Annotated in this window: 6 protein-coding genes; 3 read left to right on the forward strand and 3 right to left on the reverse strand. The window is 44.1% G+C overall.

Going from position 1 to position 16500, the window contains the following annotated elements:
* Positions 1-593: 593 nt before the first annotated feature.
* A complete protein-coding gene (locus FEM55_RS17200; protein WP_138282640.1) occupies positions 594-1193 on the forward strand; it encodes a hypothetical protein in 600 nt (199 codons plus the stop codon).
* 285 nt (positions 1194-1478) lie between these two features.
* On the opposite strand, the gene FEM55_RS17205 is transcribed toward FEM55_RS17200, so the two are convergent.
* Together FEM55_RS17205 and FEM55_RS17210 are read right to left on the reverse strand one after the other, a co-directional pair.
* Positions 1479-2081 carry a recombinase family protein gene (locus FEM55_RS17205; protein WP_229209312.1) on the reverse strand — a complete coding sequence of 201 codons (603 nt, stop codon included), beginning with the start codon at positions 2079-2081 and terminating at the stop codon, positions 1479-1481.
* Positions 2082-2578: 497 nt separating this feature from the next.
* Positions 2579-5593 (reverse strand): CBM96 family carbohydrate-binding protein, encoded by a 3015-nt coding sequence (locus FEM55_RS17210; protein ID WP_138282641.1) that lies wholly within the window; start codon positions 5591-5593, stop codon positions 2579-2581.
* 694 nt (positions 5594-6287) lie between these two features.
* On the opposite strand from FEM55_RS17210, the gene FEM55_RS17215 reads away from it, so the two are divergent.
* Complete coding sequence (locus FEM55_RS17215) at positions 6288-9773, forward strand: T9SS type A sorting domain-containing protein (RefSeq protein WP_138282642.1); 3486 nt, start codon at positions 6288-6290, stop codon at positions 9771-9773.
* 741 nt (positions 9774-10514) lie between these two features.
* On the forward strand, positions 10515-12821 hold the full coding sequence (locus FEM55_RS17220; protein ID WP_171036597.1) for a CBM96 family carbohydrate-binding protein: 2307 nt from the start codon (positions 10515-10517) through the stop codon (positions 12819-12821).
* A 292-nt stretch (positions 12822-13113) separates the two neighbouring features.
* On the opposite strand, the gene FEM55_RS17225 is transcribed toward FEM55_RS17220, so the two are convergent.
* Positions 13114-16494 (reverse strand): T9SS type A sorting domain-containing protein, encoded by a 3381-nt coding sequence (locus FEM55_RS17225; RefSeq protein ID WP_138282644.1) that lies wholly within the window; start codon positions 16492-16494, stop codon positions 13114-13116.
* Positions 16495-16500: the final 6 nt, after the last annotated feature.

Here is a 16500-nt window from a genome sequence, read left to right on the forward strand (position 1 = left end):
AATAATTGCTCGGATAAATATTTGATTATTAAGTGTGGCTTGATTAGCTGATAAAATACTCAGCTATAAATCAGTAATTCTATATTTAAGGATTGTATCAAATGTATAAATAAAAATATTTTACTTCAAAATTTTACTATAAAAAAATTTTTGTTTTATAAGAAATAAAGTAGCTAATGTAAGTAGCTTAAAAGTTACATATTTTCCGATATAGCTTATTATCTAAACTTATACTTTAATCAATGAAATTTAACGATAATGCACTTAATATATACTGTTAATTTATCCTTTTATTTATTTTAAAGTACTTAAAATAAGTTCGATACGATAAATAAAAGAATTAATTATATGTATGTTACAAATAATCAAATCTATTTTACATAATGAAAAATAAGTATTTAAATTAGTTTTCGTGTATAAATCAGAAATTTTTAAAATTAATAAGGTCGTACTAAGTTACAATTACATTAACTATATGTTTTTAAATTGAAGGCCTTACCAATTTTTGGACAATAATAACTGGGAAATTAGGCTTTTATGTGGGTTTCTCAAATTCGGGACAATCAACGTTATCATCAAAAAACAATTATCTAATGACACTGAAACAGATTGAAAGGCTTCGATTAAAGATTGAAAACATCAAGAAAACTTTGGCCAGTGAGAAAAGGAAATTTGGAGGTTATGATGACAGCCGTGGCCTGCGGTATTTGCCGACCACGTATTATGTGCAATTGGCGGATTATGCTGGCGGATTAAAATACACGAAATGGTTTTCAAAAAGTTTTCCCGACGATGTAGGTTTTCCAGACTTTTTGTTTGAGTGGGCCATCCTATTATATAAAGCCGGTCAAATCAAGCAGGCAGGCCAAAAAGCTTTTCAAACCTTCTGCTCTAATATGTATGTGATCGACAAATTCCTGGAGCGGCCTATTGTGCCCATTGACATGTGGGAAGGTTGGAATTTAGAAAACGAGTCATTTTTGGAATACTTTCAATATAATCACCAGCAACCCGAACTGAAAGATTTTGCTGTATGGCTACAATCATTTCTTTTAACAGATGACTTTACCCGGGCAGCAAGTCAGTTTGTTGAGCTTCGCAAGGCTTTGGACAAGGAAGACAATATCGAAAAAAGGTCTGGTCTGGTTAAGCAAATCTCAAGGTTGGAAAAAGGAGACATATTCCTTGCTTGACCATGAGCAGGTATAGCTGTTTTTGTTAGATAGCGTATCCAGCCCTCAGAGTTTTAATTTTCAAAATGTGTCATTGCCGATGGCACAATTACACTTGGCAGTTTACCGGAGATGGATTCCTATCTTTAATGTAAGCCACCGGCTTTATTGTTTTACTTTTCTCCCTACACTGGCCCGGTGAAATTATTGGCTTCAATTCAAATGTTGCGACAACGTCGCAAGAATCTGTTCTTCTATAGATAGTAACATCTTTTGCCTTCGTTTAAAATCTATAACCTTATTTTATCATCTTCTTTTTTTGAGAAATCCATTCACATCTACACCTGCATATTTCAAAATCTTATAGAGGGTAGGCTGGCTTTTTATTTTGAACATTTCTCTGATCTCATCCGTACTCCTGCTTTTCTTATCATAAATCTCCTTGACCTCAGGAGCGATGCTGCGATAGCGCTCACTCAAACCTGCCGGCCGACCTCCAGCCCTTCCCCGCGCACGTGCCGATTCCAGTCCAGCCTTTGTCCGCTCTCTAATAATGTTACGTTCATGTTCAGCCAACACACACATGAATTGAAAAAAAAGATTTCCTGTCGCCGTGCTGGTATCAATAGCTTCTGAAAGTGATTTCAGATTAACTCCCCTCTGCTTCAATTCTTCAATCAGCTCGATGAGCTTAATTGTGCTTCTGCCAAGACGGTCCAGTTTCCAGACTACGATGGTGTCACCAGGCCGGGCGTATTCTAGTAACTTCTCGAAGCTGGGCTTACTTGCTTTTACTCCGGAGATCTTATCCGTAAAGACCTGCTTGCAACCTTCCTTTTTCAAAGCATCAAGTTGCAGGTCTAGATTCTGCTCTTGAGTTGAAACCCTTGCGTAGCCAATTTTGATCATTTGTTTACAATACTTAACAAAATCAAATATAATACATTTTGTTATTTTACATAACAATATAAATAATGAATTAACCATAAAAACTACGAAAACCATTTATTTACAAAAACGTTTGTTTAAATACATAGACGATATGGCGATGACAGGGAAATAGTACCTGATTTCTTGAGGACGAACTACTTTAGCCAACCGCCCACTTTGAAAGCTACTGCAATTACTGGCCGAACAAAAAGGGTATTTTTTTTCAACTTCCTGAATGAACTAATTGTTATTAGTCATTAAACCATTTTTGTCCATCGAATTTTGAGTCTTAGGAATACCACCGTTTTTACTGACCCTAAAAGCGCTGCTTAGAAAGACATAGGAATATACTTAAAAGTGCAAGCAGTATAAACAGTATGGTAATGCAAAGCAGCGAGGCCGTCCCATACCTGGATGAAACGGCCTCGCTGCTTTATTCTTTATAACTTAATACCTGAACAAAAGCGTATCTTCATTTATTCCGCTATGAGTACTTTCAGCACTTCGGTTTCAAATTTCGAGCTTATTTTCAGCAGATAAATACCCTTTTCCAGCGTTAGTCCCGACAGGTCTATATGCTTCTGAGCAGATGCGGTACTTTGCCCCAAGGCCTTCACGGGGTAAGATCTTCCGGACTGGCTGATCATCTGCATCGAAACGGGCCCTTCATGCTTTGGTGAAAGGCTCAGTGTAAACTGCTTTCTGACCGGATTAGGGTACACAGCAGATTTGGCGGCCTGCCTATCCTCAGAGGTGATTTCTTCACTGGCAATCCGGGTTGTCTGCAGACTTGGCCTGGCTGCGGCATTGGTTGTGATCACCAGCTGCGGGGCATTGCCGGAGGGGTTTTCCCTGCTATGGAAGTCCAGTCTGATGTTTCTTACAGTTGAGCCAATGTACCAGCTACTAAGGCCAAAACTTACAAAGGGATCATTGGCGACTAGTTCTTGCACAAAACTGGTTACATCCAGCTCATAATACTTTGCTTCATTGTTAACACTTACGCCCGAAATCTGCACATATCGGAAAGCAGGAGCAGTGTTGCCGTTGATCTGTGTTTCACTCCAGTTATCCTGGTCAACTCCATAAGCGTACAGTTTGACCCCGGATGTATTTTCAGCATTGTATCCATAAACCCGCAGCTTTGCAGAAGTAACCTGGCTGGCTTCCATGGATGGAAACTTCAGATAAGACCGGCGGCCAAGTATGTTAGGGTTGTCCTCTGTATCTTTGACGATCAGCAAGGGGGATGTGCCAAAATTTTCATATGAGTATTCCTGTATATAGGCATCCTCTACCGGGGATATCACCACCGTTCTGCGGGTGTACTCGGAACGGGGAATTACCTCGATGGCTGCAACCGTGGGCAGGTTGGCCGCGCCACTTGAAAAATCAATGTTCAGCTGCCCGTCTGAGACAGTCACCCTAAACTCTTCTTCCACCGCAGTCAATGCACCTTGTGCTTTGGTGAAAATATCATAGTCGGTCAGCTTGCGGCTTGCTTCGATATCCACATGAAAAAGCCTTTGCCCGGGCCCTGCATGCCTTCCGCCCGGAATGCCAAACCAGATCTCGGCAAAATGCAGCACCACCACGTACTCGCCATTGACAACGGGTATGTTGTAGCCGAAAGATGCTGCACTCCGCTCGGAGCGGTAAAGCACATCCTCACTGGTATATTTAATGTTTTGAGAAGCAATAGCATTGACCCGGTCGGTACCGGTATAGTATTGATCTGCGGTAAATACGCGGCCATCCGAGGTAATGGAACGTTCTCCGCCCGCATTGATCCGGACCGTGGTAAGTTGATTGGCATCTGTTACTGTAAGCTCCACTACAAGGGTGGCACTGCGGTACCCGGCCGCAGCTGCTGTCACCGTGTCCGTGTAGCTGCCCGGCGTGAGACCTGTTGCATCCACACCGAAATGCAATGCCCCCAACCCAGGTTCGGGAAGCGTGAGCCAGGAGCTGTTTAAGGATTTTGTAAGTGTCGGCTCAGGGGACCCGCTGCCTGCTATCAGGGTAGCCGGTTGTGTTGCCCCTACGGATCCTGCCACAGCTGAAAACCGGATTGTACCCGGTGTAAAGCTCAACCGCTTTCTGGCCGGCTCGGGTGCCAGCTTTACCAGCCAGATATCTCCCTCATAGAAATCAACCGGTTCGGATTTGTCCACACCAACCGGTGAAAGAGAAACGCCGCCGAGTATATAGCCGCCATCACGGGTCTGCTGCATGGAAGCAAGTGCATCCTTTCCGGTACCGCCTATGGTTTTGTCCCAATGCCTGATGCCATCCCGGTCTACTTTTACAATCCAGTAATCCTCTGAGTTGCGGGCATCTTCGCTCTTTTCCTTACCCTTGTTGGCGCTGGACCGCCCTGCGATTAGATAGCCATTATCGCTGGTTAAGCTAAGTGCGTAAGCGTCTGTGATAGCGAACCCTCTGCCTCGATAAGTTTTGTACCAGATCGGGTTTCCTGTATGGTCAAGCTTCAAAAGGATAAATGACTTTCTAGAAGCATAAGTTCTGAGTGTCAGCACATAATCCCCTTCGGGCGTCTGCCGGATGGCAGTCGGAATTTGATCAAGTGTGTACTCCAGTACTTTGCTCCATTCCGTTGTTCCGTCTGTGGCTACTTTAATGACTTCCGTTAGATGTTCTGTATCCCCTGGAATAGAGCGCCAATAGCTACTGGCTATAACGTAGCCGCCATCTTGTGTGACATCCATGGTAAAATCACCCTCGCCTTCTTTTGGATTTTGTGATCCCGTGGTTTTATCCCATTCGATGATCCCTTCGGCATTCACCTTGACCAGCCAGACCCTGCCATTCAGGTTACTTTCTGATTTATCCGCTCCGACCCCGGAGTCAGACAAACCAACAAGGATAAATCCTCCATCAGCTGTGGACTTTGCCTCACGAAGCATGTCACTTCCGGTGCCGCCTATGGTCCTGTCCCAGAGTTTTGAACCATCTGCCGCAATTTTGATAATCCAGTAGTCACCATAGTAACCTCCATTGATTGCCCTGTCGTTCTCGCTTTTGTCACCAGCCGCATTGGAGCGGGAAGTACCGGCCAGCAGGTAGCCGCCATCCGGGGTTGGGATAATTTCGGCAAGTTCTTCAGTGTACTGAGCCACAAACGACTTCTCCCATTGCTTGGTCCCGGTAGCTGATAATTTAAATACCATGATACTGTGACCATCCTGATCGTTTAAAGATGCACCTGCAATATAACCATCATCCAGGGTCTGCTTTACTGTATTGAATTCATAGTACTGCAAATCTTCGGAACTCACTATTTTATCCCACTGGATGGCTGGCTGCGCGAGTATGCTGCCGGGTAAAAAAAGAAGGGCACAAACCAGTCCATGCATTGCCAGACTGTTTTTGTTTAAACCAGGGATTGCCTTTGCCCTGTTGGTAAGTGTTGTAAAATAAAAGCAGGCGACTTTCAGGTACGTACACCAGGCAGGTAAAGAAACACGCATAAAGTAGATCTGTTTTCTAAAGTGAGTAGTTAATTGATTATGAGTACTATTCTGAAACCGGGTATACTAAAATTAACCCTGGTATACATGTAAGTTACACGATAGCCAAACTTACTATAAGTATTTACAAGCCAGCTACATTACTTAGTTGAAAAACGATGCCAGTTAAAAACCTGCTTTGCTCAGGCAGCCGGGCTCATACATATAGAGCTGTAAAAAGGGGAATGTTCTCAAAGATGGCAATGAATAATTATTCTGATCATCAAGGATAACAAGAAGGTTGGATTAGATTTCTTATACAGGATTATAAAACAGTTGGCATACTGCCATATTAATGGGGAATTTGGATCAAATCAACAGGCTAACAAACCTTTTTTTATAAATCAAAAATCGTTTGAAGGATTGATTATCAATTACTTAAATTGTTCTATAACACTTATTATGTTGAATAAGGCTTCCGATAAAGTGCAGATTAGGGATTTACATTCACCATAATAGTAATTAAATGTTAATGTAACTTTTGGGAATAAAATTCTGTAAACCTAATTCAGTAGCATAAATTAATGTTTAAGTATACATCAACAGCCGTTAAATAAGTGTTTAATCATATTTGTGTATCAGTAGTGAGTATCTGGCATGATCTAATGTGTGTTAGTTACATGCTACCTATTCTACCTGTTCAACTTTTCAGCTGATGAAGAAATTTTTGCTTTCATTTTATTTAATAATTCCTTGTCTTGGCCTATCACTAAGCCTGTTTGCACAACCTGCCATCCTTTCAGATAAGGTCATCAGCCCTCCCAGGAGCCTTTATTACTTTTTCACTCAACAAACTAGTGATGGTGGCTACATAACAGGCAGAAGCGAAGAGGAAAATGCCGGTGGTCTTAAATCAGAAAATTCGAAAGGCAGTTTAGATTACTGGGTTATCAAGTATTCTGCCAGTGGCAAAAAGCAGTGGGACAAAACCATCGGGGGAGGCCAGGCAGATTTCCTGGGAGCATTTATTCAGACAGCCGATGGCGGCTATTTACTGGCAGGTGAGTCTCATTCCGGCATCAGTGGGGATAAAACTGGTGCAATAGTTAATGGTTCAGATTACTGGATTGTCAAGTTATCAGCAAACGGTACTATAGAATGGGATAAAACAATCGGTTCACTCGATGATGACTCCGGTATTGTAGATATAAATCAAACTAGTGATGGGGGATATGTCATGCTGGTAAATTCCGGTTCTTTAAAAGGTGGAGACAAGTCTCAGGACGGCAAAGGCAGTTATGATGCCTGGCTGATCAAGTTGTCGCAAGATGGAAAGAAAGAATGGGATAAGAGTTTTGGCAGTAGTGGAGAGGACATCTTTAGTGCATTAGTGCAGGACAACGATGGCAACTATGTAATAGCTTGTACATCGGATGCAGAAGTCTCCGGGGACAAGACCCAGAAATCAAGGGGTTCTCTTGATTATTGGGTCATAAAGGTCAGCCCAAACGGGACCAAGTTATGGGACAAAACCTTGGGAGGCGACCGTGAAGATAAGCTCAGCTGCCTGGCCTTAACGGCGGATGGCGGTTATCTGGTGGGAGGCACGTCCAATTCAAGCAATTCCAGTGATAAAACGGAAAGTAGTCCGGGTTTCAACAAAAATGCGGATTACTGGATCGTTAAACTGTCAGCCAGTGGTAAAAAGGAGTGGGACAAGCCTGTGGGGAGCTTTGGTGATGAGTCGCTTGCGTCAGCAGAGCAAACTTCGGACGGTGGCTACATTCTAGGTGGTGTTTCTGCCACGGCAGTTAGCAGGGACAAAACCGAGCCGGGCAGAGGCCTTCTGGATTACTGGGTTGTGAAGCTACGGGCGGACAGAACAAAGCTCTGGGACAAAACCATTGGGGGCAACCGTGACGATAACCTTAGTTCTGTCCATCAGGAAAACGATGGCAGCTATACGCTTACTGGTAGCTCCTTTTCAGAAAAGAGCGGCGATAAGACCCAGCCACATCAATATGAAAGGGCCACCTGGATTGTCAGACTGGGATCAGATGCATTGCTGACGGCACTGACAGGCTTTGCAGCAGCAAATGAAGGGAAAACTGCCCGGCTAAACTGGTCTACTGCACTAGGTACTGAAATCATGGGTTTTGAAATCGAGCATAGCATGGATCTCAGAAACTGGATTAAAGTGGGTGCCGTTAATGCAAAAAGCGAGAATCAGGATTCTATTTCTTATCAATTCACACACAATGATCCCCTGTCCGGGGACCGGAACTGGTACCGTTTAAAAATCATAAGCAAGCAGCTTGAACCGGTTTATAGCCCGGCAAGAGATTTGTTTTTCCCGGGTAGTTCAACAGCTGAGATTGAGTGGGATAAGACCTTCGGAGGCACTGCGGATGACCGGATGACAATCATAAAACAGACAACAGACGGTGGATACATTATGGGTGGTAGCTCTTATTCTCCCAGAAGTGGTGACAAGAGCAGTGAAACCAGGGGACGAATGGATTACTGGATAGTCAAAACAAAAGCAGACGGTACCAAAGAGTGGGACAAGACCTTTGGAGGTAACGGTGATGATAACCTGGTTTGCATTCAGCAGACTTTGGACGGAGGATATATCCTGGGTGGCAGCTCGCAATCACAGGCAGGAGGCGATAAAACAGAAAAGAGTAAAAGTGATAGTATTCCTGGCTATCTGCCAGACGACTTCTGGGTGGTGAAAATTGATGCAAACGGCACAAAGCAGTGGGACAGAACGATAGGAGGTAATAGTGCTGATGTACTTGCCGAGGTTTTGCAGACAAGTGATGGAAGCTATATTCTTGGCGGAACTTCATCTTCATTTATTTCCGGTGACAAAACTTCTGATCCGAGAGGAGATAGTCTGTATGGCTCCCGGGATTACTGGATTGTAAAGCTTGCAACTGACGGCAAGAAACAATGGGACAAAACCATTGGGAGCAGTAGTGAAGATTTTTTATTCTCCATGGCTCCAACGGCAGACGATGGGTTTGTATTGGGCGGTACTTCAGGTTCTTATCCTGATTGGGATAAAACGGATTATAACGGAGCCACATCTAACTGTTGGATTGTCAAGATTAAAGCAGACGGTACAAAAGAATGGGACAAGGTACTTGGAAATGGGATCAGTTTTAAGGTTATACAGCAAACGGCTGACCTAGGCTATATCATTGGTGGAACTTCAAACTATAATGCGGGTTACGAAAAGACAGAAGACTCGAAAGGGGCAAATGATTTCTGGATTGTAAAACTTTCAGCCGATCGGTTGGTCGAGTGGGATAAGACTGTAGGAACTGCCAGGGGTGATGAATTTAAATCACTACAGCAAACAGCAGATGGTGGCTATATACTCGGCGGAATGAATGCGGCAGCCGACAGAGGGGACAGTTCAACCGTAGAGGGGTATGACTACTGGACGGTAAAGCTAAGGGCTGATGGTTCTATAGAATGGGACAAGTACATACTTGCGAATGGGTTTTGGGATGTGATATCAACCGTGCTGCAAACATCAGATGGCGGGTATATGATAGGGGGTACTTCTGCCTCAGGAATCGGCGAAGACAAGTCTGAGGCTTCCCGGATTGGCAATGATTATTGGATTGTTAAGCTTAGTGGCGATCAGCCGCCACTTCCCGTCACGCTAACCACTTTTTCAGCTGTGAAAGAAAAGACCACTGTGCTGCTGAGCTGGCAAACGGCATCAGAAAGCAAAAGTAACCGGTTTGAAGTGCAGCACAGCCTTGATGGTAAATCATGGCGTACGCTGGCCATGGTGAATGCAAAGGGAGAAAGTATGGATGTGGTTAATTATCAATACGTGCATCAAAGCCCTGAACCCGGGACAGAAAACCTATACCGTCTTAAAATGATTGATGCCGATGAAACCTATTCGTTCAGCAAAATTACGAGCGTTGTTTTTGAAGGCAATATCGAACTGTCTATATACCCGAATCCTGTCTCAGAAATACTTAACATCAATATTGTTAATTGGAAAGAAGTATCCAATGTTCAGTTGCTCAACATGGATTTAGTCTCTGTTTATGATTCTGAAAGTACTCCGGTACAAACAATAAATATTAAAAAACTGGTGATTGGATTTTACTTTGTGAAGCTTACTAAAACCAACGGCACTTCACTGATCCGGAAGATTGTAATAGGAAGGTAAAAGATGGCGTACATAAAGGAAAGCCAATTGTAACTTGGCCTTTGTCAGATGCTATTAGTAATTAAAGATATAATAGCACAGCAATCTTAAATCTGTGATATTGGATCTTTTATAGCCCTCTGGAAGTGCAGCTGAGTCTAATGAAGCTATTCTTTCATTCCCTTTTAGTTATTTTCATCAAGCTTGAAAATCTGTTCCAGTAAGGTTTGTTTGACTTTCATTCTGATCAAATATCAGGAATATTTACATCCTTATTTTAAATATTATTGTCATTGCTGCTTTTATATAGCCATCTATTCTTGACCCTTGCATAGCTCTATGTGCAAGCCTGTAAAGCCGGTTCTCAAAAGTTGTGAAAATATTCTCATGTGGCAGGCTGTATCTGGCATCCTTTGTTGGCTATTAACTACATTACATTCGTTTTATCAACTCAGCATTGACCTACCTATGAGAAAACTTTTGCTTCAATTAAGCTTTTTAGTGTTCGGCCTTGGCTCATCAGTCTGCCTTGTTGCTCAACCCACAATCCAGTGGGAAAGGACATTCGGAGGCAGCAGTAATGACTATTTAAGTGCTGTCGTTCAAACACCAGATGGTGGATACCTCGTTGGCGGCACCTCCAACTCGAACAAAAGTGGCGACAAATCAGAGAATACAGAACAATTCATTAGTCCCTGGATCGTGAAAGTCGATGCTAACGGGGTAAAGCAGTGGGATAGGACTGTTCCAGTTTATGCAGATTTGCATAGCATTCTGTTGACTGAGGATGGTGGGTATTTATTAGGCGGAGAAAATGAAGGTTCGGAGCTATTAGTAAAGCTTGACAATGCCGGAAAGGTTGAGTGGGAAAAATCAATTAATGGAGGAGAAGGCATCGTGCTCTTTGGAGCGATGGAAAAAACTCCGGATGGCGGTTATATTGTTGGATTTTCATCAGCCCAGGCAGCTGGAGGGGCAAAAAGCCAGGAGCCGATCGGATCACTAGATTACTGGGTAGTGAAACTGGATGCGGATGGGAACATTCTCTGGGATAAACAATATGGAGGAACTAAATATGATGGACTAAAATCTATTCAGGTCGCGTCGGATGGAGGTTACCTGATCGCAGGCTATTCCTATTCTGGTATTAGTGGCAACAAAACGCAGGAGTCAAGAGGAGATAGTGACCTCTGGATTATAAAGCTAGACGCGTCCGGCAACCTGCAATGGGAGAAAACCATTGGCGGAACAGGGACTGAATATGGGCCCCGCATCAGTGTTACAACCGATGGCGGCTACATTCTGGGCGCACGTTCATCATCAAAAGCAAGTGGTGAGAAAACACAGGATTCAAACGGTAATGATTATTGGATTATCAAATTGTCGGATGTGGGACAAATACAATGGCAACGCTCACTTTCCGGAGGGTACACGCAAGAATATTTTGATGATGATTTCAGGACATTGATTCAAACAGCTGATGGCGGCTATTTGGCCGGAGGACATACAAGCTCACCAGCTGGCAATGATAAGACATCGGACGGCAATGGCTTAAAACCCGATATGTGGATTGTTAAACTTGCTGCCAATGGAACCACTCAGTGGGACAAAACGATTGGTAGTGCCGGCAGTGATTTTTTATTAGACCTTATTCAAACAACGGATGGCGGTTACTTTTTGGGTGGCCATTCGGACTCCAATGCCAGTGGCGATAAAACTCAAAATTCAAGAGGGGTAAGTGATTACTGGGTAGTAAAACTTGCTCCAGAAAACGCACAAACCAAAACTCCGATCCGCATCAACGCCGGTGGGCCGGATTTCACGACCGCTACGAAAAAGCTTTTTATAGCCGACAAGTACTATGCTGGTATTGACCGCACCAGCTCCATTGCCAGCGGCGATATCCTGAATACAAGCAATGATGTGTTTTACCGTTCAGGCCGGTGCTCACCTTCGTTCAGCTACAACATCCCGATTGAGAATGGCAATGTAGAGGTGATCCTGCACTTTGCTGAAATCTACTACGGCGCACCGGGTAAAAAAGGCGGAAAAGGCAGCAGGCAATTCCATGTCAACATGGAAGGCAGCCGCAAGCTGACCAACTTTGACATCTTTGCCGCAGCCGGCGGAGCGATGAGAGCTTATCAACAAACGTTTCCGGTTACGGTTACAGATGGTGTGTTGAACATTGACTTTCTGACCGGTGCGGCCGACCTGCCCCGGGTCTCTGCCATTGAAGTACTCCCTTCCCAGCAGCAGGTACGGACATTCACCCCTGAGGCTGATGCGACTGTTCGTGGCGGGATCTATAAAGACCAGAACTTTGGCTCGGATCAGCTGCTCGGCGTCAAAGGGGGTAATGGAAATCTCAACCGTAAAACCTATTTGCGGTTCCGTGTGCCAGCTGTTGCCAATGTCAAAAGCGCTACACTTCGCATCTATGCCAATAATCACGAGTCTGTATCCGGGGCACCCATCGGGACTGGCGGTGTTTTGAATGACGCATGGACAGAAAATGGAATCACCTTTTCCAACGCCCCATCTCACTTAAATCCTGCTCTCGAATCACGTACATCGGTACGAGGAGAGTTAAAATACTATGATATGGATGTGACCGACTTTGTCAGATCACAGGTTGCAGGTGATAAAGTGGTCAGTCTTGCTATCGTAACGGCATATAACAACAACCTGATCAATATTCACAGCAAGGAAAATACATCCGGTTTTGCTCCGCAGCTTATTATTACCACGAGTGCGCCAAGTGCCGCAGCGCGCATTGCGATGGAGAACGAGTCGCCTGAAATAGTTGTTGCCCCGGCCTCAACCATTTATCCCAACCCCGCCAAAGATCACATCATGCTGGAAGTCTCTTCCGGCCACAAGAGCAATATTGATCTAAAATTGACAAACATGATAGGTAGTCAATTTCAATTGCAGCGTACCGGAGCCGAAGGCAGCTCATCCAGACTGAAAGTAGGCCTGCCCGACAAATTGCAAGCAGGCATGTATCTTTTGAAAGTACAGTCCAATGAGTTTTCAGAAGTTTTTAAAGTGCTCGTAAAGGAGTAGTTAGGCATTAATAGCATAGAAACGAGAAAGCCGCCTATCCCAACGAATAAGCGGCTTTCTCGTTTACAAAATGTTGTTGAGGTATGTCAAGATATTTTCATACTCCTAAAAGCTTATATACAAAGCTCTTTTAAGGCAGTTTCGTTTGTTGTATAACAATATGTTATGTTAAATTCATTATATATCCTTGTAACTTTAAACCACCAAATTATAAACCTGGTGGTTTAAAGTTTCTTGTATTAAAGGCATCAAGCTGTTATACTTTCAGTTTTATAAGTATGATATAAAAGTTTTACCTGTTGATTAACACCCTTTTCAAATAGGAGCTGCCGTCATCCATGGTGATTTTTATAAAGTATAAGCCGGAAGAAAGCTTTGTTACAGCTATGTGCCGGGAGGGACTTTTATCAGAAAAGTATACGGTTTTGCCCTGATTGTTCAGCATCTTTACTTCTCTGACTTTCGACCAATCGGCTACTTGCAAGGTAAGAACGTCTGGTGAAGGATTAGGAAAGACATTTAAAGCTAAATCAACATCAAAATGCAGGCTGGCGAGTTTACTGTAAGTAAATGTCTGATCCGTATCAATCATTTTCAATCTGTACAGGTTGTCTTTATCCATAGCAGGATTGTTATGAACATACTCATAAGTATTTGAACTGTTGCTTTCTCCTTTGGCAGTTATTGTACCAAGAAGTTTCCATGATTTTCCATCCAGGCTGTGCTGTACTTCGAACCGGTCGCTACGGGTTTCTGTGGCGGTTTGCCAGCTGAGCAGTGCGGTCTTGTTTTCTTTTTGAGCAGTGAAGCTTGTTAGGGTAACTGGCAGGGGCTCTTTAGGAGCTAGTTTTAATACCCAGTAATCATCACCACCTTTGGATTCCGCTGTTTTTTCTCCCTTGAAAGTGGCCCTGGATGATCGGCCACCGATCAGGTACCCTCCATCCGGCGTCTGAAAAATGGATGACAATTCGTCTATACCACTACCGCCCATAGTCTTGTCCCACATCTTTGTTCCATCCTCTTGCAGTTTGACCAGCCAGTAATCCGGGTAGCCCCGTGTCCCGTCTGTCTTGTCCCATTCCATATCAGAATCCGAGTTGCCGGCAAGCAGGTAGCCCCCGTCTAAGGTCTGAATGATCGAGCTGATCCTGTCTCTTCGGTTGCTTCCGATGGTTTTTTCCCACTGCAATGCACCATCTTTGTCTATCTTTAACACCTTCATGTCGCTTTGCCCGCGGTTATCTTTGCGTGTTACGACTCCGTAATTGTCCTGAGAGTAACCACCCAGGATGTAACCTTCATCCCGGGTTTGCACAAGGGAAGCAATGGTGGTTTGATGAACTTTAACAAACTTTGTCCATTGTCGCGTAAAGTCTTGCGAGAATTTAGTGATGTCATAGCTGTTATCATAACTTTCACCTATTAAAAAATTACCATCCGATGTAGCCGTAAAACTAAACGGCAGAGTGAATGATCCTGTATGTTTTTCCCATACCTGTTTGCCATTTCCATCCACTTTTATTACCCGGCCAGAAGAATCTGTGTTACCTGCAACGATATAGCCTCCATCCTGTGCCTGAACAACGATGGGGAACGATTCTGTTCCTTCATCTCCAAGAGTCCTGTCCCATTGTTTTTTGCCCTGCACATCAATTTTCACCAGCCAGAAGTCTTCCCATTTATAACTGGTTACACTTTTGTTATCTTCTGATTTATCACCGCCTTTCTGTGATATTGAAGTGCCACCCAGCAGGTATCCGCCATCGCTAGTCTGTATGATAGATGTTAAACGGTCATCCCCGGAGCCACCAAAAGTCTTGTCCCATTGTTTGATGCCATCGGCTGTTATTTTGATGATCCAGTAGTCTTCATCGCCTTTTCCAGGTTGTGTTTTATCACCTCCGATGGCCTCGTTGGACATGCCACCGATCAGATACCCTCCATCGGCGGTTTTTATCATAGAAGTATAATTGTATATATTTGGTCCGCCAAAGACTTTATCCCAAACGATTTCAGGTGTTTCTGCTGCAAATACAACACTTCTCTCTTTGGAATAAATAACCTTCTTGTCAAGCTTCACCATTTTCAGCCTGTATAGCATCTCAATGCCAATTTCCGTGCTGGCATCCACGTAGCTGTAATTTTTTGCTTCCGGACTTGCCTTGACCTCGCCAATTGATTTCCATGTAAGCCTGTCCAAACTTTTTTCCACTTCAAACCGGTCAATTGTGTTTTCAGAAGCAGTGTTCCAGTTCAGTGCAACACCAGTACCTTCTTTTAAGGCTGTGAAGCTGGTGATTACACTGGCAAGTACAGGTTTTTCGGCATTTAGTTTGACAATCCAGGCGTCGTACCCGGTCTGGGTTTGTTGCGGGCTTTCTGTTTTTTCTCCGCTTGCCGGGGATTTGGAAATGCCGGCCAGCAAAAATCCGGAATCTTCGGTTTGTACCATGCTCAGCAACAGGTCTTGTCCACTTCCTCCAATGGTTTTATCCCAGAGCATGTTTCCATCTGCCTGAAGTTTGAATACCCAGAAATCCTGGCCACCTCTTGAATTCTCGCTTTTGTCGGCTCCTTTCAGGCCGGAAGAAGCCCCTCCGACCAGAAAGCCTCCATCAGCAGTTTGCACCACGGACGTGATGGTTTCCATGGAAGGGGCTTCATCAAAAACATCCACACTGCCATATGTTTTCTCCCATTCCAGCTTGCCCGCAGCATCTATTTTAACAAGATAAGAATCATTGGATTGCAAGTACTCAACAGGACTTCCACCGTCTGTACTATACATGTAACCGCCCAGCATATAGCCGCCATCCAAAGTCTGGCTGATTGTCCTGAGTTGGTTATAAGTTTCTGGATTACCATAGCGATATTGCCATTCTACTTCTGCGGCAGTATTGTATTTGACAACGTAATAAAGCCCGGATGCCTGCTCGAAGCCTCCCAGGTCGAAACCTGCTATGTAACCTCCATCCGCAGCCAGGTCAAAGCAGCTTAGCTCACCGGCGTACTGGTTACCCACTGTCTTTTCCCATTCCAGTTTTCCCTGAGAAGAAATCTTTACCAGCCACATATCGCGCCAGGTTTCCTCTTTGTCCAGTTTATCCTGCGATTTATCCCCACTGGCATCCGAGTTTGAGTTGCCTGCCAGAATGTAGCCTCCATCCGGGGTCTGGCGAGCTGCTATCAAGCTTTCCCAGCTGTTTCCGCCAAATGTCTTGTCCCATTCTTTGTTGCCGTTCTGATCAATTTTGACAATCCAGTAGTCACTCGAGCCACGGGAATCTTCAGATTTATTACCGCTAATATTTGAATTGGAGTAGCCGCCCAGAAGGTAGCCTCCATCCGAGGTTTGCCTTAACTCGGATAAGTTTTCATCCAGAGCACCTCCATATGTTTTGTCCCATAGTTTTGTGCCGTCAGCAGCTATTTTTACCAGCCAGATATCGTAGCCGCCTTTTCCATTGGCGCTTTTATTCCCATCCTTTTGGGTATTGGAATAACCTCCCAGAAGATGGCCGCCATCTGAGGTATTTATGGTTTTTATAATTCGGTCATCTGCGGATCCGGTAAAGGATTTATCCCACTTAATGGCAGGCTGCGCGAGCAGCATGGCAGAAAAGGACATAAGGAAAGTGGTGAACAGCAGGCGAAGTAGAAAGATCTTCATAATAAC

The organism is Dyadobacter sediminis (assembly GCF_005860765.1).
In the GTDB taxonomy this organism is placed as follows: Bacteria; Bacteroidota; Bacteroidia; order Cytophagales; family Spirosomataceae; genus Dyadobacter; species Dyadobacter sediminis.